Raw genomic sequence first — 21,129 nt, 5'->3', positions numbered from 1 at the left:
TGTTGGCTCAAACTGCGCACAACGCAAAGTCCCCACCCCTACCCCGCGTTTGGGGCTGTGGGGACGGGGACGGGGGTCTGTGGGGGGCGCGGAGCCCCCCCCCGACGCCCTGGAATTCAGCGGTCCGACGGGCCGGGGGCCGTCGTGGCGCGCAGCAGGCCGCGCACGAGGGCGATCCGGCCATCCGCTTCCTGCTCGGTCGCGGCGTCGATGACGACATGGCCGTGCCGGCTTCCGGAGTTCCTGATCTCCGGGACCCTGTCGCCCGGTGTGAAGGGGAACTTCAGCTCGTGCACGAAGGGAAGCGCGCGGATGTCGTCCAGCCCTTCCACGGATACGAGCCGTCCGGGAGGGAGCTGGAAGAAGGAGACGCACCCCACCCGGTGGGCGACGTCGACCTGGACCGGTTTGCCGATGAGCGCGCGGAAGATGGCCTTCTCGATGTCGAACCCGGAGGCGAGCGCGATGGCCCGGTGGATCCGGTCGCCCCCGGCGCGGCTCTGCGACTCGACGATCCGTGGGCCCTCCGGCGTCAGGATGACCTCCGTGTGCGCCGGACCGAACCGGTAGCCGGTCTCCTCCAGGAACCGGATGACCAGGTCGGTGACTGCCGCCTGATCGGGTTCGGCCAGGGACGCGGGGTGTACGTGCGCGATCTCGGTGAAGCCGGGCGGCGGTGTCTTGCGCTTGGCCGTGACGCCCACGACATGGTGGGTTCCCTGCGCGGTCAGCGTCTCGACGCTGAACTCGGGCCCGCGCAGGTACTCCTCGAGCAGCACGGGACCCGTATAGCGCTGGTCGGCGAGCTGCTCCTCCCAGTCGTCCAAGTCCCGCATCTCGTGGATGAGTTGTACGCCGCGGCTGCCGGACAGAAGGGCCGGCTTGGCCACGACGGGCAGCTCGCACTGCGACGACTGCGTCAACAGCGCCCGGGCCTCGCGCGCCGACGCGGCCACGGTGGAGCGCACCGGCGACAGACCGCGCTCGCGCAGCAGCCGGCGCATCGCCCTCTTGTCGTTGATGACGCGCAGCGCCGCCGGCGGGTTCGGGGCGAGCCCCAGCGCCTGCGCCTCCTCGCAGACCGGCAGCTGGGTGTCCTCGTTGCCCAGGTGCAGAACGTGCGAGACACCCAGCCGCGTGGCCGTCTCGGCCACCAGCCGGCGCAGCCCGGCCACATCCCGGAAGTCGGTGAACAGGAGTTCCTCGGAGTAACGCGCGACCTCCTCCCGGTGGTCCGGCGGGATACGGTCCGGGTCCCAGATGGAAAAGACCCGAAAGCCCTCCTCGGTGGCCTTGCGCACGTACGCCCGCCACGGCATCACCATGAGGATCTTGTCTGTCATCGCTGCGCTTCCTTCACTCGTGGGTGAGCGGGTCGCCGTTGTGCGGCCCGTACTCATCACGGCTGGGCGCTTTCCTGGGCGAGGACGGCCTGCGGGACGGCTGCGCGCGCGTCCCGCTCGCGGAAGAGCGACCGGTACAGGAGCATCGCGCCGACTCCGAAGAGCCCGAACAACACGCTCATCCCGATCGCCGGGACGAGCGTGCCGATGGTCACGCAGAGCGAGGCGACGATCATCCCCAGCTGTACGTTGATCTGGTACACGGCCATGTACCGGCTGCGGTCCTCGGCGGGCACCAGGTCGGCCAGCAGGACCTGCCGGATCGGCACCGACATGATCTCGCCGATGGTGAGCACCACCGCGGCCGCGAGCAGCAGCCAGGGCGCGTTGCTCGCCCCCCACACCATGTATCCGGCCGTGAAGAGGACGATGCCGCCGAAGATGCGCTGCCGGTCGGACAGGCGGCGGAACAGCCATGCGGCGAACAGCGCCAGGCAGACCACGATGAGGGTGTTCGCCGCCCGGAGGATGCCGAGCATCTCGACGCCGTTGACGGTCGGCCGCCACCCGCCGATGTCGAGCAGCTGTTGCCGCCCGAACTCATCGCTGAGGCGCACGGCGATGTAGTACGAGATCTGGATCTCCACGCTGCGGATCAGGAGGGCGGACAGGACCAGGCGGGCCAGGACGCTGTCGCGCAGCGCCGTCATGTAGCCGCCCAGCAGTGTCTTCAGCCATCCACGGTCCTGCACCCGACCGGCGTGGCCGCGCGGCGCGGTCTCGCTGATCGCGACCAGGGTGACGAGGGCGATGATGGCCGCCAGCACGGCGGCGCCGGCCAGCAGATGGAAGAAGTACCGGCCGAAGGCGAAGCCGCCCAGGAGGGAACCCAGCAGGAACGCGACGTTGATCGACCAGTAGTTGATCGTGTAGATCTGCGCACGCGTCCCGGGGGTGGAGACGTCCACCATCATCGCGTCGTTGGCGGGTACCGCGATGCCGAAGAGGCTGGTGCTGAGCAGATAGCAGCAGAACGTCGCGGTTGCCGAGTGCCACCACGGAGAGTTCGCCAGCGCGAGCAGCACGAGGGCCGCGGCGCTGCCGATCTCGCCGAGCAGCAGGGTGGGGCGCCGGCCGAGGGTGTCGGACATGTGGCCGCCGACGAACGTGCACCCGACGACGGCGACGGCGATCGCGAGAGTCATGAGTCCCGCCGTCGCCGCGCCGTACACGTGCGCGAAGTGGATCACCATCAGCGGGGCGAGCATGATGTCCAGGAACTTGCGGACGAACCCGACTCCGATGCGCAGCTTCAGGTTCCGGTGTACGTCGGCGGTGATCATGTATGCCTCGACATCTTGAGGGGCGGCAGGGGAGCCGGTGTCCGGCCCGGGCCGGCCGATCGGACAGGCCGTTCAGCCGGCCTGGTCCGCGACCGGACGGGAGTGGGGAAGCGCACGCAGATCCGGTAGCGCGAGCAGGATCGGGGGATCGGTCCGCCTGCGGGGTCGCAGGCGCATCGATACGCGAAGGGCCGCGTGCGCGGCGACCGCTACCGCATCGCGCCGGTCCACGAACAGCAGTTGGCGGGAGCGCCGGTCCAGGCCGGTGGCGCGCGCGGCCGCGACGGCATGGACGAACCACGTGCCGGGCGGGACGTTCGGCAGGACGCAGCGCACGGGATGGCCGTCGGCCGCATCGATGATCTTCGCGGCGACCGGCGGGCTCTGGAGGATGGGGGACGGGAAGATCCCCACGTACACGCGCAGCCCCGAGCATCCGCGGGGAAAGGAAATCGTCACGGCCGCCGCCGTGCCGCGTGCCGCGTGCAGGTGGCGCTGCGGCGGGGGGAGACCGAGCGCGGCGCCCTCCGCGAGGTGACGGAACTGGCTCGGTGGCATGCCGACGCTCTGTGTGAAGTAGTTCGTGAACGACCCCAGGCTCTGATATCCAACGGCGGATGAGATGTCCGTGATCGTCCTCGAGGTATTGATCAGCATGCCTTTTGCCTGATGGATGCGGACCGCAGAGAGAAACCGCCCCGGGGTGACGCCGGTGATGTCCCGAAATGTTCGAGCGAAGTGGAAGCGGCTGAGCAGGGCGCTCTTCGAGAGCTCGTCCAGCGAGACCGGCTCGCTGTACCTCTCCCAGATGTGATCGATTGCCCGCTCGATGCATTCACGGGTGGCGCCGTCGTGAGCCTCGGGCACGGTCCGGCGTCTGGCTGCTGTCACGACCAGCAGTGTGCGCTGCCGTGATATCGCCCCGGTCGAGCACGGCTCGAGAAACCCTCGAATCCGAGTTGAATGCCTGCGGCACGCCGGGTGTCAGCAATATGGGATATGGCTTGGACTTTCCGCCCAGCACATCCTGTGATGCATGCGAGGCGCCCGTCATTGCCGCTGGCGGAAGCCGCCAGCGTGAACGAGACGGCGGAGAGGAAATTCTCATGGACGAGGTCCGGAAGATTTTGGCGCCGGTAGTGGACGAACTACTGAAGCCGTTCAGCCACGTCGCCGACACCGAGCTGCAGAGCGTGGCCGCCATCCATGAACGGTATCCAGGGTTGGCCAGATTTCGTGAGCGGCTCGGGCATACGCCGCTCGTCGAGGTCCCGTCGGAGCCCGGTGGCGCGAAAATTCTCGCGAAGTGCGAATGGGGAAACCCGGCGGGCTCGGTGAAGGACCGCGTAGCCTACGCGCTCGTATGCGAGGCCATCAGGCGCCACGGGAACCGGCCGGCAGAGGAACTCCGGTTGGTGGAGTACTCGGGCGGGAACCTGGGGCTGGCGCTTTCCTACCTGTGCGCGGAAGCGGAAATCCCCCTGCGTCTGGTCGTGGCGTCGTTCACGTCGGAGAGCGTGCTGGACACGTTGCGCTCCCGCGGGACCGCGGTGGACATCGCCCCGCAGGAGGAGGGCTTCCTCGGCACGATCCGGCAGGCGCTGCGGATCGCGGACTCGGACGGCTCCTGGCAGATGCTGTTCCAGCACGTCAACCCCGTCAACCTGACCATGCATCAGGCGACCACGGGCACAGAGATCGTCAGGCAGCTGGACGGCCGCAAACCGCACACCTGGGTCGCCGCCATCGGTACCGGCGGCACCCTCATCGGAGTGCTGAACATGCTGCGCACCGTCAGTCCCGGCGTCCGGGCGGTGGGCGTCACGCCGGCGGAATCCCCCTACGGGCACGGCGGGGCCCCGGCAACCCCCCAGGGGCTGTGCGGCACCGGCGGACTCGGGTACGGCCTCAAGCAGCCGTTCGTGAAGGCATACGAGAACGACGTCGCCGCGCACCACCAGGTCTCCTATCCGCAGGCACTTGAGGGCGCCGCGGAATTCTTCAGCCTGACCGGCACCCGGATCGGCACGTCCGCCTCGGCGAACTGGCTGGTCGCGCGCAAGATCGCCGCACAACTGCCTTCCGACGAGCTGGTGGTCACCATGTTCGCCGACGCCGGAAATCCCGAGCAGTGGGAAGCGATAGCGAAATGACCACGCTGCCCGCGAGGCCACCAGCGGGGCCCGAGCATGTCCTGGAGCAGTTCCGGGATCTTGCGGTCGGCCCCACCAGGTTCATGACCGTGTACACCTGCTACGAGCTCGGCGTCCTGGACCAGCTCCGAAAGAATGACGGCACCGGGCTGACGGCCGCACGCATTGCCGAGGCGGCCGGTGTCCGTCCGGATGCCATGGAGCAACTGCTGCACCTTCTCGTCAAGGAAGACTTCGTCACCTACGACGAGAGCAGCGGCGGCTACCGGGCCGGCGGCCTCGCCCGCCTGTCCGACGACGAGTTCGCGCGGGCCATCCGCCTGATGACCATGATCAAGGAAGTCTGCCTGCGGCAGCTCTACTACCTGACCGACAGCGTGCGGACGGGAAAGGTGGTGGGCCTGGAAAAGATCTTCGGGTTCCACGGCGACCTCTACGAGGCGTGCGCCGAACACGATGAGCTCCGTGGAGCATGGTCGGCGATGATGGATCAGACGACGTCCCTCATCGACCCCTGGTTCTTCGAGAACGTCGACATCGGATACGGCAGCAAGGTGCTCGACCTGGCGGGGCATACCGGACTGGGCGCGATCCTGACGCGCAAGTACAATCCGGAAAAGAATCTGCAGGTAGCCTGCTTCGATTTTCCGGAGAAGCGGGAAGACGCGCTGGAGAACTTCCGCGCGCACGGTGTCGAGGACTCCTGCTCCTTCATCGGCGGCGACGTGTACGACGGCCTTCCCAAAGGCTTTGAAGTCGTCCTCGTGAAGCATTTCCTCGATCAGCTCGGCAAGGAAAATGTATTCCGGGTGCTTCGCGCCGTGTATGACTGCCTGGAGCCCGGGGGCCGAATCTATTCCTTGGTCCCGACCTACCCGGAGGACGTGAAGGAGTCGAGCCAGGCAGATTTCTTCCCGGCGTATTTCCTTGGCTGCAGCACGGCTGAGGGAGGGCCGCAGAAAGTCTCCACCTACAAACAGTGGATGGAGGAATGCGGTTTCACCGCCATAGAGACGATCACCCATGAGGCGGGCAAGCGGCCTCCCGAGATGATCCATGTGCACAGCATTCTCTGCGGAGTAAAGGAATAGTCCGGTGACGAAGCGCATCCTGCTGGTGCACGGCCAGAGCGGCCCGCCCATCGATTTCGTGCTGCCCCGGCTGGCCGCCCGGGGAGAGATCCACGTGCTCGCACTCCGGCCGCTGCCGGCCGAGGTGGAGGCGCTTTGCGCCTCGGTCGTTCCCGCCCATGAGCAGCGACCGAAGGGCGACGAACTCGTCGACGCGATCGTGGCCGCTGCCGAACGGGTCGGTGCGGACGCGCTGTTCGGCCCGTCGGAGTACACGGTGGTCCCGGTGGCACTGGCGGCCGACCGGCTGGGTCTTCCCGGCCCGGGCGCGGGGGCGGCGGCATCGCGCGACAAGCGGCTGATGCGGGCCGCCTGGCAGAAGGCCGGAGTGCCGCAACCGGCGTACCGGACGGTGGCTTCGGCGGCGGACCTGCGCCGGGCGTTCGGCGAGTTGCAGCCGCCCCTGTTGCTCAAGTCGGCCTGGGGCGCCGGCTCGACCGCGCAGCTCGTCATCTCCTCCGAGGAGCAGATCGCGCCGGCGTGGCAGGAAGCGACGACGGTGATGAGGACGGCGGACGCGGCGGACGTCGTGATGCTGGAAGTGCCCGGCGCGGAGAACGACTTCCTCGTCGAGGAGATCATCCCGGGGACGACGCAGTCGTGGTGGGAGGACGGAAGCGGCTACGGCGACTACCTGAGCGTGGAGGGAATAGTCATCGAGGGTGTGTATCACCCGATCTGCATCACCTCGAGGCTGCCGACGATCCCGCCGTTCATGGAGCTGTGCAACATCGCACCGTGCGAACTCCCGGTACCACTGCAGCGCAAGATCGAATTGGTGGCCCGCGCCTCGGTCGACGCTCTCGGTCTGCGGACGTGCGGTACGCACACGGAGGTCAAGCTGATGGCGGACGGAGGACTCGCGCTGATCGAGTCCGCCGGGCGCTTCGGCGGCGCCACGATCCTTGCCCAACTGGAGCATGTCTACGGCTGTGACCTGGTCGGAATGCTGGCGGACGCACTGCTCGGACTCCCCGTCGACCCACCGGATTCCCTGCTGACCCCGCAAGACGCCAACGGGGCCGCGTGCACGCTGTCCCTTCTCGCCACGAACGCCGTGGGAGAGCCGTGGTCGAAGGACCTGGTCTGGGACAGCCGCGTGGTCGACTGGCCGTCCTTGGTGACTCCCGGCACGAGCATCGAGACCGCGCCGGGACTGACGATCCCGGACGGGACACCCATGCCGAAATACCGGCAGAGCGGCGGGAAGCTGGTGCTCGGCGGAGTCCTCTACATGACGTCGGCGGACCCAGCAACGCTCGTGCACGACGCGTACGCGGTGCTGAACGGCCTGGAGGACGCGCTGGCACGGGGATGGGACGAGCAGGCCCGCGACGGCTCGGAAAGCACAAAGGGGGCGAGCACATGAGCGGCATCGGCATCCGGCGCATCGGCGGTCGCATAGGTGCCGAGATCACCGGAATCGACCTTAGTGCCACGATCTCGGATCAGCTGTTCTCCGAGATCAAGAAGGCATTCCTCGACCACAAGGTGCTGTTCTTCCGCGATCAAGAGATCAGTGATGAACAGCAGTTGGCCTTCGCCGGCCGATTCGGGCCGCTCACCCACCGCCATCCCCTCATGCGAACCGCCGAGCAGAGCCCCCAGGTCCTCGTCGTGGACGGCGAGGACCAACGGGCCAACCACTGGCACTGCGACATCAGCTTCACCCAGACCCCGTCCCTGGGAACCTCGCTGCGAAGCGTGGTGCTGCCGCCGTACGGCGGAGACACGCTGGTGACGAGCGGCGCGGCCGGCTACCGGGATCTGCCCGCCGAACTGCGGGAGATCGCCGACCGGCTCTGGGCGGTGCACACCAACCGGGCGGAACAGCCGCGCCTGGGCACCGAGCGCGGCGACGAAGTACGCCGGGCCTTCCTGGCCAAGCGGTTCGAGACCGCGCACCCCGTCGTCCGCGTCCACCCGGAGACGGGCGAACCCGCCCTGTTCCTCGGCGGCTTCGCCCAGCGCCTGGTCGGCATGACCCTCCGCGAATCGCGGCCGATCATCGACGTGCTGCAGTCGTACGCACTGCGCCCGGAAAACCAGGTCCGCTGGAACTGGCGGCCGGGAGACGTGCTCATCTTCGACAACCGCTGCACACAGCATTACGGCGTCGACGACTACGACGGCCACCGACGCCTGCTGCACCGGGTCTCGGTCACCGGCGACGTACCGGTCGGCCTGGACGGCAAACGCAGCTACACGATCCAAGCCGACGAGCGGGATGAGGAAGGGCAAGAGACATGACGTTGCCAGATTCGTTTGCGCGGCGGCTCCGAGCCCGCGAGCAGCTCGCCGGGTACTGGATCTCGGGCGACAACCCGGTCGCGACCGAACGCATCGCCCGACTCGGCTACGACTACATCGGGGTCGACGGGCAGCACGGGGTGTTGTCGCAGCCGGGCTGGAGCGCCGCGATGATGGCGGTGGACGCGGGGCAACGCGCCGCGGGCCTGATCCGGGTTCCCTCCGTGGACCCGATCGCCATCGGTGCCGCGCTGGACACCGGAGCGCGGGGCGTGATCGTGCCCATGGTCGAATCGCCGGAGCAGGCGGAGATCGCCGTACGGGCCACCAAGCACTGGCCCGCCGGGACCCGCAGCCTCGCCGGCCCCGTACGGGCACAGTTCCGCCTCGGTGACGTTCCGGCCGAGATCGACGAGGGCGTGGTCTGCATCGTCATGATCGAGACGCTGGCCGCCCTGACCGACCTCGAGAAGATCTGTGCGACACCGGGTCTGGACGGCGTCTACCTGGGGCCGGCCGACCTGTCCGTGGCCCTGGGCGGACGGCACTTCGGTGATCCCCAGGTGCAGCCGGCGCTGCTCGAAGCGACGGCCGCCGTCGCCGAAGCCGCACGACAGGCGGGAATCGCCGCAGGCATCCACTGCATGGACGGGCAGAGCGCCGCCCAGTGGCTGTCGGACGGCTACACCTTCGCCACCATCTCCAGCGACATCACCCACCTCGAACAGGCCGCGGCCGCGCACCTGGCAGCAGCACGAGGAGCGGGAGACTCATGACCTCGGAAGGCCGGATCTACCAGTCCATGGAGGAACTGGTCGGCGGCACGCCCCTGCTTCAGTACCGGCTGCCGGGCGCGGCGGCGGGCGCACGGACACTGGCGAAGCTCGAAATGCTGAACCCGCTCGCCAACGTCAAGGACCGGGCGGCCCTCTACATGTTCCGCGCCGCCCAGCAATCGGGGCAACTGCCGCCGGGCGGAACGGTGATCGAGTGCTCGTCCGGCAGCACCGGCATCTCCCTTGCGGCGCTGTGCCAACTGCACGGTCACCGCTGCATCATCGTCATGCCGGACAACGCCACCGTGGAACGGCAGTTGATACTGCGCAAGCTGGGGGCCGAGATCAAGCTCGTCCCCCATGGCGACGGACTGCAGGCCGCATGGGCATACGCGGAGCGGCTGCAGAAATCCACCCCCGACTCCTGGCTTCCGCACCAGGACACCAACCCCGCCAACGTACTGGCCCACTACGAGACGACCGGCCCCGAGCTGTGGCGCGACACCGCGGGCGACATGGACGTGCTCGTCTGCGGTGTCGGCACGGGCGGGACGCTGACCGGGATCGCACGTTTCCTCAAGGAACGACGCGAGGTGCATGTGGTCGCGGTCGAGCCCGCCAGATCAGCCGTCCTGTCGGGAGGCGAAGCGGGACCCCACTGCATCCCCGGGATCGGTGCGGGCTACGTCTCGGACATCACGGACCTGGCCCTCATCGACGAGGTGATCGCGGTGTCCGACGACGACGCGGCCACCACGAGCCGGGAGATCACCCAGGCCACCGGACTGCTCGCCGGAATCTCGTCGGGGGCGGCGGCCCATGCCGCCCGTCTCCTGTCCCGGCAACCACAGTGGTCCCAGGCGACGATCGTCGCGGTGTTTCCCGATTCCGGTGAACGCTATCTCTCGGTCGGCGCGGATTAGGACGGGTACGGTTCCCCTGCGTCGAAGCTCCGGTTGTTCAGGGCGACTTGTCGAGGTCACCCGGGAAAACCGGAGCTTCATCACGTGGGTACCGAGACGTCAGGGCATCATGACGCTGCTGTGACCAAAGGGCCCGGCAGCGCAATGCGTGCGGGCCGCAGAACGCCGTCCTCACCCCGTACCTGGATCCGGATGGTGTCCTGGAGAACCTCGTCGGCACGGCGGACCGCCATGTCGCTGGTGGCCGCTGCGGCGGCCACCAGTCCCAGACGGTCCCAGGAATTCTCGACCGAGCGGACCATGTCGCCCGTCTTCACCCACATCTGGGCCGCCAGGACACCCGGCTGGGAACGCGCGTCCGCTACTCCTGTTATCGATTCCACCTGTCCCGGGCCGCTGACAAGGAATCGCACGGCGGCGGCGCCATGCGCCTGCGGCGGCAGGGAAATCTCGGGCACCAGCCCGAACGGCCAGCCGAGCGCGTACGTTTCGAGATCGATTCCGTAGGCACCCTGTACGAGTTGATTAATGGCGCCGCCACCGTAACGGTTATGCGACTCGATCACCACGGGCCCTCGCTCGCTGAGCCTGAACTCCGTGTGCGCGGGCCCGTCCCGCAGCCCCATGGCATCGAGGAAGCCGCTCATGGCGTCACGCACGCCGGCCTGGGCGGCGTCGTCCAGCCGGGTGGGCATGACGTGGGAGAAGGCCGCGAAACTGTCGGCGGCGAGCTGCGTCTCGGTGATCCCGACCAGCACATGACGACCATGGAAGCTGAAGGACTCCGCACTGAACTGAGGACCGTCGACGTACTCTTCCATCATGAAACCGCTGACGGAAAACGGCATGCTTGTGCGGGCCATGGGATGCCCGTTCAGTGCGCCCACCGTTTCCCACGCGGTGTCCGCGCTTTCGGGGCCGGTGACCTGGAATACGCCGTAACTTCCCGTGCCGTTCCTCGGCTTGACCACGAACGGGTAACCGTACTGCTCGGCGAATTCATCGATATCACGTCGCTTCGCCAGCGGCGCCGCGGCGGCGCCGACCGCTCCGGCGCCGGCCGCGACCAGGCGGCGCCGCATGGCCAGTTTGTCCCTGAAACGCCTGGCCGCCTCGAGCCCGGTGCCACCCAGACCGAAGAGATCATTGAGCAGGCCCGCGCCTTCCAGGCCAGGCTCGGTGAGGGAGACGACGGCGCTGAATCCCGTGGTGTCCCACAGCTCACGGGCCGCCGTTTCCAGCGCGGCCAAATCCGTATAGTCCACGGCCCGGACCACATCCGCCAGTTCGCACGGCGCCTCCGCAAGCCTCTGGGGATGCTGCAGCACCAGGACGTGCAGCCCCAGATCCTTCGCCTTGGCGACCGTACCGTCCGTGGCGCCCACAAGAAGCACCGTCGTATCCGCTTGCACACTTCCTCCGCTTCTTTCCGGGGTGAGGGTGACACGGCGAGGGACAGGCCGGCCGATCAGGGCATCCACGCTGTCTGAGGCAGTGCGTCATACGAATTCCGCGGCGCCTTCGCGGCTGCCACATGAGTGTCAGCGGGCACATCCGTGAGGACGAGAGTCTGTGCCCCGATCACCGCTCTGTCGCCGATGACCACCGGGCCGAGAACGGTGGAGCCGGCACCCAGCACGCAACCACTGCCGATCACCGGGTGCCGCCGTTCCCCGGGCAGCCTCCGGTTGTCCCGCCACCAGCCGACCGCCCCGAGGGTGACCTGGTGATAAATGGTGACGTCGTCGCCCACCACCGCCGTTTCACCGATCACCACAGCCGCACCATGATCAATAAGTACTCTGCGGCCCACCGTGGCCCCCGGATGGATCTCCGTACCCGTGAACGCCCGGGCACACAGCATCAAGGCGCGCGCGGTCAGCCGAGCGCCTCGTCCATGCAGCAAATGCGCCACACGGTGGACGCACAGAGCGGGAAGCGCCGGATGCAGCAAGGCTTCCGCGGACGTCCGTATGGACGGATCACGCTCGACGATGGTGCGGATGTCCTCGGCGAAAAGAGGGATCAGATCCACCGCTGCGTACGGATCCGGCAAGTCGGGCATCCCGGCCGGATCCGGCCGCCCGCGTTCGGCCACCAGCCTGGTCGCCAGGACACGGCCCGCCTGCAAGCCGGCATCGCGCCGGGACCCATCCCGGCTGGACCGTCGTCGCCTGTTCATCGTGTCCTCCCGGCCGTATGTCTGAAAACGTCGACAGGGCTACGCCGCGGAAGCGCTCACAGCCCACCGAGTGACCTCATGGAGCGCCGCGTCCTTACGCCCGCGCAGGCTCATGGCGGTATTGCGCACCAGCGACCGGACTGCGCCCGCTCCCTGGTCCAACAGGCCCTGGCGGCGGGAAAGGAGAGCCACCCGAGCGGTGCGCTCCACACGCCGCTGCTGGTAGGCGCGCAGCGCGGTGTCGAAGTCGCCACGACCACCGTCCACGACGTGCGTACGCAACTCCGCGGCGAGGACGGCAGCGTCTTCGAACGCCATGTTCGCCGCTTGTCCCAGGGCCGGGGCCATGGGATGCGCCGCGTCACCGAGCAGGACCACGCGGCCCTCCACCCACCGCGATACAGGGTCACGATCGTGGACGTCCGTGACCGCGACATCGGCGGGGTCGCTCTCGGTGATGAGCCGCACGATCGCAGCCGGCCAACCGGCGATCAACTCCGCCAACGCCCGTTGCGCCGCCTCCGGACCGAGCTGCGGCCAAGTCCCGGACAAAGCAGTGATCTTGGCCGTCCAGTACAGCGTGCCGTCGGCAACCGGAGCGGCAAATATCTGCACGCCGTTCCCGTTGGCCACGAAGCCCTGGGGCCACGGCCAGTCGCCCGGAGTGTGGCTGCGCACCGATGTGTAGCCGCAGTACCGGGGCGGTCCGTCGGCGACCATCCGCTCACGCACCGACGACCAGATCCCGTCCGCGGCCACCAGCAGGTCCGCGCAGTGGGTGCTGCCGTCGGACAACCGCAAGGAGACCGGGCCGCGACCCGCCTCGTACTCGCACACCACCGTGCCCATCCGCACCTCGGCACCGGCAAAGGAGACCTCGTCGATCAACGCGTTCTGCACGGCCGTGCGCAGGATCGAGATCGACGGAGTCCCGTCGGGCCAGCCCAGCCGGCCGATCTTCTCCCGCGCGAGAACCCGGCCGGAGGCATTGAGCAGCACCCGCTCCTCATCCGGCCCGATCACATGCCCCGCTGCGCGCAGGCGCCGCCCGAGCCGACTGCTGATGGCATCCGCGGCGGCAACGCCGTTCGGATAGAGCATCAGGCCCGAGCCCGCAGGCCCGAAGCTCGGTGCACGTTCGACGACCGTCACCTCCAGGCCGCAACGTGCGAGTGCCGCCGCTGCGGCCAACCCGCCGATGCCACCACCCACCACAGTCGCGGTGAACCGCTCGGCCGTCATGGCCGCGCCACCATGCCTGCCGGATTGTCAGTGCTCCCGTAATACATGACGACAAGGATGGGGGAGCCGGGCCACTCAACCCATCTCTGATATTGCTCAGCCCACACCGACAGGGGTGCGGGCCGCGGACCGTAACGAAATCTGCCACCGGATGACGTCCAGGTCGTCTCCACGACCGGCCTCAACGAGGCATACGGCGCCGTCCTCGACCTCTGACCCCGGCCCGGCCGGCTCCGCGAGGAAGCCCGCCGCGGCCGTCTGTGCCTGCTGCTGCCGTGTCAGACGTCGATCTGCTCGAAAATGTGCGGGTAGGAGACGACGTCGTCGGGGAAGTCGGCGGCCATCCGCTGGAACTCCGGGCTGCCGAACGCTGCGGCGAGCGCCCCGGCCGATTCCCAGACGGCGATGTTCATCAGGAGCTGACTGCCTGCCGTTCCCTTGTGCATCTGCAGGGACACGAATCCCGGCTGTGCCTTCATGAATTCCGCCTGCCTACGGAAGAGGGGCAGGAACTCTTCGGTCTTTTCCTTCGGGACGAGGAAAGTATTGGCCAGGACGATGGGCCCGGTCTGCTCCTGGAACTGGGCGAACATCGGCGTGGTCGGGTCCAGGCTCTGCAGCTTAGCCATCTTCGGTACTCCCTCTCGGATTCGACGATACTTACGACGCTCACTCGTCCCTGCGAGGCACTCCTGCTTTGCGGGAACAGTTCCATCATCCCGCCGGAAACGGGCCGTGAAGTCAGCCGCAATTCCTGTCCCAAAGGGCGACTGCGGTCGCACAGCGTGAAGCCGCGTCATACCCGGGGATGACACCGAGAGAGCGGCTGAGCACAGCAGCCACACGCGCCGCTGCACCGGCAGCACACCCCCGCACGTGACGATCCACCTGATCCAGGGCTCGGCACTGGACCGCGATGAGCACGACGACGAGGCTGTCGCCCGCGCGCGAGACCCCCTCTCCGACGGCACACCCCAACCCCACTCACACGCCGCGGATCGCGCACCACCTCGTGAGCGACGACATCGGGCCCGACGGCCCGCGAAGGCCGGCACCAAGCCGGCCGCGAACAGAACACGGCAGCACGGACAACCAGCCACTCAAGGGAGGCCCGACCGCCACCTGCTGCGATGAAGACCGTCAGGGACGGAGCAGCCGGCCGTCACCTGCCGACAAACGAGTAACCGGCACCGATTGCCAATCGACTGCCGCTAACGCCCCTGTATGCAAGCGGCCTTGGCAACCAAACCGACCTCTTTGGGGTGACTAGGACATGGGAACCGTCGAACTGGCACGCACCCAGTTCGCTCTAACGGTAGGAGTGCACTACCTCCTCGTCGCACTGACCCTCGGACTCGTGGTCATGGTGGCGATCTGCCACACCCGCTGGATCCGCACAGGCGACCCAGCACTCCGACAGGCCACGAAGTACTGGGGCACGCTCTACGTCATCAACTACGCAGTCGGCATCGGCGCGGGCATCGCCATGGAATACCAGCTCAGCGCCAACTGGTCGGGCCTGGAGAACATGGGCGCCGGAGTGTTCGGCGCGCCGCTCGCCGTGGAGACCGTGGTCGCGTTCTTCGTGGAGTCGACCTTCCTCGCCCTGTGGATCTTCGGCTGGCAGCGACTGCCCGCAAAGGCACACCTGGCCTGCATCTGGATCGTCGCCGCAGCCGCATACCTCAGCGTCATCTGGGCCCTGCTGGCCAACGGCTTCATGAACAACCCCGTCGCCTACGAAATGCGCAACGGCACCCTCCAACTGACCGACCCACTCGCCCTGTTCACCAACGCCAACGCCTGGATCGCCATCCTGCACATCACCGGCGGAGCCGCCGCCGTCGGCGGATTCTTCATGCTCGGCATCTCCATGCTGCTCCGCAGGCGCGGCCAAGCCGACGACACCTTCGTACGCCACTCCATGCGCATGGGCGCCCACGCCGGCTTCTGGGGCGCCATGCTGGTCGGCAGCAGCGGCGCGCTGCAGATCGAGCGGATCGGCGCACAACAGCCGATCAAGCAGGCGCTACTGGACGGCGACAGCGAGAAGATCGCCGTATTCCAGCGGGAACTGACCGAGCGTTACGGAGACGCCGGACTGCCGCCGGGACCACTGGTGCAATTCAGCGCCTACGCGATGATGGCCATCGGAGTCATCCTGCTACTCATTTCCGTGTGGACCCTGATCGCACTACGCGGCGACCGGATACTCACGTCAAAGCCGCTGCACCGAGTGCTACGGGCCGCCATGGTGATGCCCTTCGTCGCGAACATCGCCGGCTGGCTGACACGCGAGATCGGCCGCCAGCCCTTCGTCATCGACGACATCCTCACCACCCGACAGGCCCTGACCCCCTCACTCACCACCACACAACTGACCATCTCCCTAGTGGTGTTGGGGACAATCGTCATCACCCTGCTGATCCTCGACTGGTGGCTGCTCGCCAAAGCGGCCATGCGCGGCCCCGCCCACGCCGACCTCTGGGCACAGGAACCCGACTCCGGCGAACACCCCGAACCCGACAGCACACACGACGACGAACGCGACAGCGTCCTGCTCTAACGCCTGCCCGGCGCATCAGGTCACCGCCGGGGCGGCCCGCGCTGCTGCGTGCCGGTGAGCGGAACCGGGCGCGTGCAGCTGCAGGGCGGAGAACGGCCTCGACGCGGAACGTGGACAACCGATCCGCCGGACGCCCCCGAAGCCCGCCGACCACGGCGCCCGCCGACTCGCCCCGGCTCGTCCCACCCCGCACATCACGCTGCAAAGGAGCACACCGGCCATGAGCTACCCGACCCTGTGGATCATCGGGTTCATCGCCTTGTTCACCGGCTACCTCACGCTTGCCGGAACCAACTACGGAGTGGGCTCCACCCTGTTGCTCACGGCCCGTAGCGACCGAGAACGCCGCCAGGTGCTCGGTGGCCTCGGCCCGCTCCTGCTCGTCAACGAGTCCTGGCTACTGGTCTCCCTCGGCATCCTGGTGGGCACCATGCCAGGACTGCAAACCCAACTCCTCGTCGGCGCCGCACCGTTCGCCCTGCTCGCCATCACCGGCGCACTGGTCCTCACCAGCGCCGTGATGCTCCGCAGCCGCCACCCCGAAGCCACCGTACGCAGGCGCTGGGACGCCGCGATCTGCGCGGCCGGCGTGGCAGCCGCGTTCGGCTGGGGAGCATTCCTCGTCGCCATCGCAGGATCACTCGACCTCGACGACGGCGGCCACGTCCTGGGCAGCGGCGCGGCACTCACCCCCTACGCCCTGCTCGGCGGAGTAAGCGCCGTCGCACTGCTCGGCGCCCACGGCAGCGCCTTCACCGCCGCCCGCACCACCGGCGCGGTCGCCGCCCGCGCCACTACACTCGCCCGCCGACTGTGCAGCGCCGGCTGCCTGCTCATCGCCCTGACCGGCCTCACCTCCTGGGCCGGCGGACACACCGACGGGGCAGCGCTGCACCGCCCGGCCCTCGCGCTCCTGCTGCTCACGCTCGCCGTGCTCGCCCTCCCCCCGGCCATCCGCGCGCTGTCCGCCGGACAACCCTGGCGGGCATACACGGCCACAGCCGTCGCGGTGGCGCTCACGCCGATCGCCGTATTCGCCGCCAAATACCCCTACCTGGCAACCCCCACGCACCCCGGAGTGAAGGCCATCGCAGCCCAGGACCTCGCCACGGACAACACCGCACTGGCACTGATCACATGGACCGCGGGCCCAGTCCTCGTGCTGGTGATCGCCGTACAACTCCGGTTGTGGTGGCTGCTGCACGCGGACCGCTCCACGGCACCCGCCTTCCACTGACGCCCCGGGAGACGCATGAAGCACGGACCGCTCGACCCCGAACTGCTGCGCATCCAACCGCGCGTGAAGGTGTTCCTCCTGCTGTGCACGGTCGGCGCGGCGCTCGGCAGCGCACTGATCATCGCCCAGACGCTGATCCTCGCCCGGTTCCTCGCCGCCCTCTTCGACGCAACCCCCCACGAGGCCTTCTCCACGGTCTCGATGCCCCTCGTCGCCGGGATCGTCGCAGCCCGCTGCGGGCTCATCTGGTGGGAACGCTGGTATCCGGCACGGGAAGCGACGCGCGTACAGCAGGCGTTGCGCGCAGAGCTGGTCGAAGCCGCAGGCCGCAGCCGCATCCGAGGCACAGGACCGCCACCCGCCGCCGTGGTGGCCCTGCTCACCCGCGGCGCCGACGCGCTGGACAACTACGTATCGGGAGCCGTGGCCGCGCTACCGCACGCCGTAATCGTGCCACCCGCCATCGTGTGCACGCTACTGCTCATCGACGTACCCTCCGGCCTCACCGTGCTGATCACCCTCCCCTTCATCCCCCTGCTGCTCGCCCTCGTCGGACTGCACACCAAAGCCCGTACCCAGCAGCACTGGAACGTGCTGACGCGCCTGGGCGAGCGCTTCCGCCAAGCAGTCAGCGGACTCACCACCCTGCGAGTGTTCGGCCGACAGGACGACGCAGCCCAGCGCATCCGCGCAGCCTGCACCGAACACCGGGTGATCACGATGGCCACCCTGCGGCAAGCATTCCTGTCGTCCTTCGTCCTCGAAACCATGACCACCCTGGCCGTCGCCCTGATCGCGGTCCCAGTCGGCTTCCGACTGCTCGCCGGCAACATGTCACTCACCGCCGGCCTCGCCGTCCTGCTCCTCACACCGGAGGCATACCGCCCGCTGCGCTCCCTGGCACTGCGCTTCCACGCGAGCCAAGAAGGCCGGGCCGTACTCGACCAAGCCCGCCGGATCACAGCAGCCACCCCCGCACTGAGGCAGCCCACCACGCCCCGACCGCACCCGACGCCCGTGCCCAGCCCGGCCCACACCCCAATCGTCCTGGACCGGCTCACCGTCGGATTCCCGGGCGGTCCTCCCATGCTGACCGAGGTGTCGCTGACACTCGAACCCGGCCGCTGTCATGCCCTGACCGGACCCAGCGGCGCAGGCAAGAGCACGCTACTGCGCACCCTCGCCGGCCAGATCCCACCGCTCGCTGGCGAAATCCGCCTCGGGACCCACCCGCTGCCATACGCCCCTGGCACCGCCTGGACCGACGCACTCGGAGTGGTCCCACAACGGCCACACCTGTTCGCCATGTCCCTCGCCGACAACGTCCGCCTCGGACGCCCCGACGCCCGCCCCGAAGAAATATGGCAGGCACTGGCCGCAGCCGGGGCCGCCGACTTCGTGACAGCACTCCCCGACGGCCCCGCGACCCCGCTCGGCGACGGCGGCGCCGTACTCAGCGCCGGCGAACGGCAACGAATCGCACTCGCCCGCGCCCTGCTGCGCAAACCGGCACTGCTCCTGCTCGACGAGCCCACCGCGCGTCTCGACGGGGAGACGGAGCAGCGGGTGCTCGACGCCCTGCGCACCCTCGCCGGGAACGAACGCACCACAGTGCTGGTGGTCACCCATCGCCCCCGAGTCGTGGAACACGCAGACACGGTGTTCCACGCCACTCACGGCTCAGTCGACATCCAGCCGCGCCTGCTGGAAGGACAGCCGACATGGTGAAGCGTCCACCCCCCGCACTCCTACGGACCCGCCTCATCCTCGCGGCCCTCGCCACGGCGCTGTGCGAAGCATCGGCAGTGACCCTGACCGCCACCGCCGCCTGGCTCATCTGCCGGGCCTTCGAACAACCCCCTCTCGCCGCCCTGTCGTTGGCGGTCGTCGCAGTCCGCGCCCTGGCCATCGTGCGCGGCACCCTGCGCTACGGCGAACGGCTGGCCGGACACGACGCAGCGCTGCGAATCATGGAGCGGGTACGCAGCCGATTCTTCGACGCCCTGGAACCCCTGACCCCGACTGGGCAGCCCGCATTCCGCCGCGGTGACCTGCTCACCCGGCTCCTCGCAGACGTGGAGGCAGTACAGGACCTGGTGATCCGGGTAGCACTGCCCGCACTCGCAGCGCTCACCGTCGGCACCGGCGTCACCGCCTGGGCCTGGCTGCAACTACCCGCAGCCGGAGCCGCGTTAGGCTCCGGCCTCCTGGCAGGCTCGGTACTGCTACCGGTCGCAGCAGCTGTCACCCTCGACCAAGCACGGGTACGCCTGGCACGCGCCCGCAGCACACTGGCGGTACGCAGCGTAGACACCATCGAAGGGGCCGAGGACCTCGCCGTCTGCGGAGCCTCAGCCGCCGCCACCGAACGCGAACGCGCCGCCGCACGAACCGTCGCCCGCCTGGAACGCTCCGTGGCACTGCGCGGCGCCACCGTCGGCGCCACAGGTCTCCTGATCCGACTGGTGACAACCGGCGCGGTAGCAGTCCTCGCCGCAAGAGCCCAAGACGCCGGACGGCTCGACCCCGTCACCGCCACCGTCCTCACCCTCACCGCGCTCGCCGCCGTAGAGACAAGTACCCCCGTACAGGCTGCAGCGGAGCGGTTCGGCGAGCTCGGCCACGGACTACGGCGGCTACGGGAAGTACTCCACGCCCGCCCGCCCGTACCCGAACCCACGCACCCGCGCCCGGCGCCCGCAGGCCCTCTCACCCTGGAATTCAACGATGTCACCGTGGTCCCCCCAGGAGCGTCCCGGGCGGCCCTGAGCGGACTGCACCTATCACTGCCCCCCGGGCGCAAAATCGCCCTGGTCGGGCCGAGCGGCGCGGGCAAGAGCACCGCACTCGCTGCCGCGCTGGGGTTCGCCCACCCCAGCACAGGACAGGTAACGCTGAACGGCGTACCGATCGAGAACATAGCCGGCCGACAGCTGCGACCCCGCCTCGTGTGCGGACTCACACAGGAGCACTACGTCTTCGCCGGCACCATCCGCTCCGTCCTCAGGATCGGCCGACCGGACGCCCAAGACACCGAACTGTGGTCCGCCCTCGAACAGGCAGGCGCCGCCACGTGGATCCGCGCCCTGCCAGACGGCCTGCACACCGAAGTACGCGACGACGCCGCCGAACTGGCAGGCGGCCAGCGCCAACGACTGGCACTCGCCGCAGCCCTCCTCGCAGACCCCAACATCCTCGTTCTCGACGAACCCACCGAGTCCGTCGACCCCCGCACAGCCGACACCCTGCTCCACGACACCCTCACCGCAGCAGGCGACCGAGCCCTCCTCCTCGTCAGCCACCGCCTCCGAGGCCTCGAGACCGCCGACGAAATCATCGTGCTACGCGCGGGGCACGTCATCCAGCGCGGCAGCCACACCGAACTCCTCGCTCAAGAGGGCTACTACCGCGACCAGTACACCGCCGAACGCGAAGCCGAGGAGCGCACGGTGCCCGGACGATCAGATCGAGTTGGTAGCGGGCGCCATCCTGCTGGATGGTCACGTTGGTGACGCCGGCAGAGCCGAGGCGGATCGGCGGGGCCTGGGTTCTGGGACTCGAACCGCCGGCACCTTGTGCGCGTTCCGGATTCACGTAGCCTTTCCCTGGTTTCCATTGGAGAGTTGTTCTGGACTTTCTAGCGGCCCTCGGGTGGTCTTATCGGCCTACGCTAGATAATGAGCGCGGAGCACGATCACACGGAGTCAACCCCCGCATTCTGAGGCGAGAACCCAAGCACTTCAGGACGCGATACTGGTGGTGCAGCCTGAGAAACAATCTCGGGAAACAACTCTGACGCACAGGCCGGAAAGTGACGGCCGGTCAATCGGAGATTCCAGCATGCGGCTCCGCCCCACTGGCCTTCCCCCGGGGGAGGGCTCCAGAAGCCGCGCCATCCCCGTAGATGCTCAGGCCGGATCGCGGAGCGATCCGAGCCGTCAGAAACGCGGAGCGTTTCTGACTTGGCGTCACGGAGTGACGCCA

General features: G+C 68.4%; 17 protein-coding genes. 10 read left to right on the top strand and 7 right to left on the bottom strand.

Going from position 1 to position 21,129, the window contains the following annotated elements; all coding sequences use genetic code 11:
• Nucleotides 1-116: 116 nt before the first annotated feature.
• The 3 genes from ACFWM2_RS39385 to ACFWM2_RS39375 all read right to left on the bottom strand — a co-directional run bounded on the left by ACFWM2_RS39385 (nt 117) and on the right by ACFWM2_RS39375 (nt 3,577).
• Complete coding sequence (locus tag ACFWM2_RS39385) at nt 117-1,343, bottom strand: ATP-grasp domain-containing protein (protein WP_383290942.1); 1,227 nt, start codon at nt 1,341-1,343, stop codon at nt 117-119.
• Between the two features lie 56 nt (nt 1,344-1,399).
• Nucleotides 1,400-2,686, bottom strand: coding sequence for an MFS transporter (locus tag ACFWM2_RS39380; protein WP_383290939.1), 1,287 nt, complete (start codon nt 2,684-2,686; stop codon nt 1,400-1,402).
• Nucleotides 2,687-2,758: 72 nt separating this feature from the next.
• Nucleotides 2,759-3,577, bottom strand: coding sequence for a helix-turn-helix transcriptional regulator (locus tag ACFWM2_RS39375; protein ID WP_383290936.1), 819 nt, complete (start codon nt 3,575-3,577; stop codon nt 2,759-2,761).
• A gap of 215 nt (nt 3,578-3,792) precedes the next feature.
• On the opposite strand from ACFWM2_RS39375, the gene ACFWM2_RS39370 reads away from it, so the two are divergent.
• From ACFWM2_RS39370 to ACFWM2_RS39345, 6 genes are read left to right on the top strand one after another with little or no spacing between them, the layout of a single operon-like run.
• On the top strand, nt 3,793-4,839 hold the full coding sequence (locus ACFWM2_RS39370; RefSeq protein ID WP_383290933.1) for a PLP-dependent cysteine synthase family protein: 1,047 nt from the start codon (nt 3,793-3,795) through the stop codon (nt 4,837-4,839).
• Nucleotides 4,836-5,930 (top strand): methyltransferase, encoded by a 1,095-nt coding sequence (locus ACFWM2_RS39365; protein WP_383290930.1) that lies wholly within the window; start codon nt 4,836-4,838, stop codon nt 5,928-5,930. The genes ACFWM2_RS39370 and ACFWM2_RS39365 overlap by 4 nt, the downstream gene beginning before the upstream one ends.
• A 4-nt stretch (nt 5,931-5,934) precedes the next feature.
• Nucleotides 5,935-7,338, top strand: a complete 1,404-nt coding sequence (locus ACFWM2_RS39360; protein ID WP_383290927.1) for an acetyl-CoA carboxylase biotin carboxylase subunit family protein — start codon at nt 5,935-5,937, stop codon at nt 7,336-7,338.
• On the top strand, nt 7,335-8,219 hold the full coding sequence (locus ACFWM2_RS39355; RefSeq protein ID WP_383290924.1) for a TauD/TfdA dioxygenase family protein: 885 nt from the start codon (nt 7,335-7,337) through the stop codon (nt 8,217-8,219). Before ACFWM2_RS39360 ends, ACFWM2_RS39355 begins: the two co-directional genes overlap by 4 nt.
• A complete protein-coding gene (locus tag ACFWM2_RS39350; protein WP_383290921.1) occupies nt 8,216-8,995 on the top strand; it encodes an HpcH/HpaI aldolase/citrate lyase family protein in 780 nt (259 codons plus the stop codon). Before ACFWM2_RS39355 ends, ACFWM2_RS39350 begins: the two co-directional genes overlap by 4 nt.
• A complete protein-coding gene (locus ACFWM2_RS39345; RefSeq protein WP_383290918.1) occupies nt 8,992-9,918 on the top strand; it encodes a PLP-dependent cysteine synthase family protein in 927 nt (308 codons plus the stop codon). Before ACFWM2_RS39350 ends, ACFWM2_RS39345 begins: the two co-directional genes overlap by 4 nt.
• Nucleotides 9,919-10,025: 107 nt before the next feature.
• Here ACFWM2_RS39345 and ACFWM2_RS39340 read toward each other — a convergent pair whose 3' ends face one another.
• The 4 genes from ACFWM2_RS39340 to ACFWM2_RS39325 all read right to left on the bottom strand — a co-directional run bounded on the left by ACFWM2_RS39340 (nt 10,026) and on the right by ACFWM2_RS39325 (nt 13,971).
• Entirely contained in the window at nt 10,026-11,303 is a 1,278-nt protein-coding gene (locus ACFWM2_RS39340; protein ID WP_383290915.1) for an ATP-grasp domain-containing protein, read from the bottom strand.
• An 83-nt stretch (nt 11,304-11,386) separates the two neighbouring features.
• A complete protein-coding gene (gene epsC / locus ACFWM2_RS39335) occupies nt 11,387-11,983 on the bottom strand; it encodes a serine O-acetyltransferase EpsC (RefSeq protein WP_383291083.1) in 597 nt (198 codons plus the stop codon).
• Nucleotides 11,984-12,139: 156 nt separating this feature from the next.
• The gene (locus ACFWM2_RS39330) at nt 12,140-13,342 is read right to left on the bottom strand and encodes an FAD-dependent oxidoreductase (RefSeq protein WP_383290912.1); all 1,203 of its coding nucleotides are present in this window, start codon (nt 13,340-13,342) and stop codon (nt 12,140-12,142) included.
• Between the two features lie 278 nt (nt 13,343-13,620).
• Nucleotides 13,621-13,971, bottom strand: coding sequence for an antibiotic biosynthesis monooxygenase family protein (locus ACFWM2_RS39325; RefSeq protein WP_383290909.1), 351 nt, complete (start codon nt 13,969-13,971; stop codon nt 13,621-13,623).
• A gap of 644 nt (nt 13,972-14,615) precedes the next feature.
• Between ACFWM2_RS39325 and ACFWM2_RS39320 the strand changes: the two genes are divergently transcribed.
• From ACFWM2_RS39320 to cydC, 4 genes are all read left to right on the top strand, one after another.
• Nucleotides 14,616-15,908 carry a cytochrome ubiquinol oxidase subunit I gene (locus tag ACFWM2_RS39320; protein WP_383290906.1) on the top strand — a complete coding sequence of 431 codons (1,293 nt, stop codon included), beginning with the start codon at nt 14,616-14,618 and terminating at the stop codon, nt 15,906-15,908.
• Nucleotides 15,909-16,128: 220 nt separating this feature from the next.
• Nucleotides 16,129-17,145, top strand: coding sequence for a cytochrome d ubiquinol oxidase subunit II (locus tag ACFWM2_RS39315; RefSeq protein ID WP_383290903.1), 1,017 nt, complete (start codon nt 16,129-16,131; stop codon nt 17,143-17,145).
• Between the two features lie 15 nt (nt 17,146-17,160).
• Nucleotides 17,161-18,873, top strand: coding sequence for a thiol reductant ABC exporter subunit CydD (gene cydD / locus ACFWM2_RS39310; RefSeq protein WP_383290900.1), 1,713 nt, complete (start codon nt 17,161-17,163; stop codon nt 18,871-18,873).
• A complete protein-coding gene (cydC, locus tag ACFWM2_RS39305; protein ID WP_383290897.1) occupies nt 18,867-20,657 on the top strand; it encodes a thiol reductant ABC exporter subunit CydC in 1,791 nt (596 codons plus the stop codon). Before cydD ends, cydC begins: the two co-directional genes overlap by 7 nt.
• Nucleotides 20,658-21,129 lie beyond the last annotated feature (472 nt).

It is taken from the genome of Streptomyces sp. NPDC058371, from assembly GCF_042723265.1.
Taxonomy (GTDB): Bacteria; Actinomycetota; Actinomycetes; order Streptomycetales; family Streptomycetaceae; genus Streptomyces.
The sequence above is the reverse complement of the archived record's forward strand: the minus strand, read 5'-3'. Positions and strand labels throughout refer to the sequence as shown.

What these genes read in the sequence shown, in the direction of transcription:
- cydC (WP_383290897.1), top strand. Translation starts at nt 18,867, where the DNA reads ATGGTGAAGCGTCCACCCCCCGCACTCCTACGGACCCGCCTCATCCTC.
- ACFWM2_RS39385 (WP_383290942.1), bottom strand. Translation starts at nt 1,343, where the DNA reads ATGACAGACAAGATCCTCATGGTGATGCCGTGGCGGGCGTACGTGCGC.
- ACFWM2_RS39380 (WP_383290939.1), bottom strand. Translation starts at nt 2,686, where the DNA reads ATGATCACCGCCGACGTACACCGGAACCTGAAGCTGCGCATCGGAGTC.
- ACFWM2_RS39330 (WP_383290912.1), bottom strand. Translation starts at nt 13,342, where the DNA reads ATGACGGCCGAGCGGTTCACCGCGACTGTGGTGGGTGGTGGCATCGGC.
- ACFWM2_RS39345 (WP_383290918.1), top strand. Translation starts at nt 8,992, where the DNA reads ATGACCTCGGAAGGCCGGATCTACCAGTCCATGGAGGAACTGGTCGGC.
- ACFWM2_RS39365 (WP_383290930.1), top strand. Translation starts at nt 4,836, where the DNA reads ATGACCACGCTGCCCGCGAGGCCACCAGCGGGGCCCGAGCATGTCCTG.
- ACFWM2_RS39355 (WP_383290924.1), top strand. Translation starts at nt 7,335, where the DNA reads ATGAGCGGCATCGGCATCCGGCGCATCGGCGGTCGCATAGGTGCCGAG.
- ACFWM2_RS39315 (WP_383290903.1), top strand. Translation starts at nt 16,129, where the DNA reads ATGAGCTACCCGACCCTGTGGATCATCGGGTTCATCGCCTTGTTCACC.
- cydD (WP_383290900.1), top strand. Translation starts at nt 17,161, where the DNA reads ATGAAGCACGGACCGCTCGACCCCGAACTGCTGCGCATCCAACCGCGC.
- ACFWM2_RS39370 (WP_383290933.1), top strand. Translation starts at nt 3,793, where the DNA reads ATGGACGAGGTCCGGAAGATTTTGGCGCCGGTAGTGGACGAACTACTG.
- ACFWM2_RS39350 (WP_383290921.1), top strand. Translation starts at nt 8,216, where the DNA reads ATGACGTTGCCAGATTCGTTTGCGCGGCGGCTCCGAGCCCGCGAGCAG.
- ACFWM2_RS39320 (WP_383290906.1), top strand. Translation starts at nt 14,616, where the DNA reads ATGGGAACCGTCGAACTGGCACGCACCCAGTTCGCTCTAACGGTAGGA.
- epsC (WP_383291083.1), bottom strand. Translation starts at nt 11,983, where the DNA reads ATGCCCGACTTGCCGGATCCGTACGCAGCGGTGGATCTGATCCCTCTT.
- ACFWM2_RS39325 (WP_383290909.1), bottom strand. Translation starts at nt 13,971, where the DNA reads ATGGCTAAGCTGCAGAGCCTGGACCCGACCACGCCGATGTTCGCCCAG.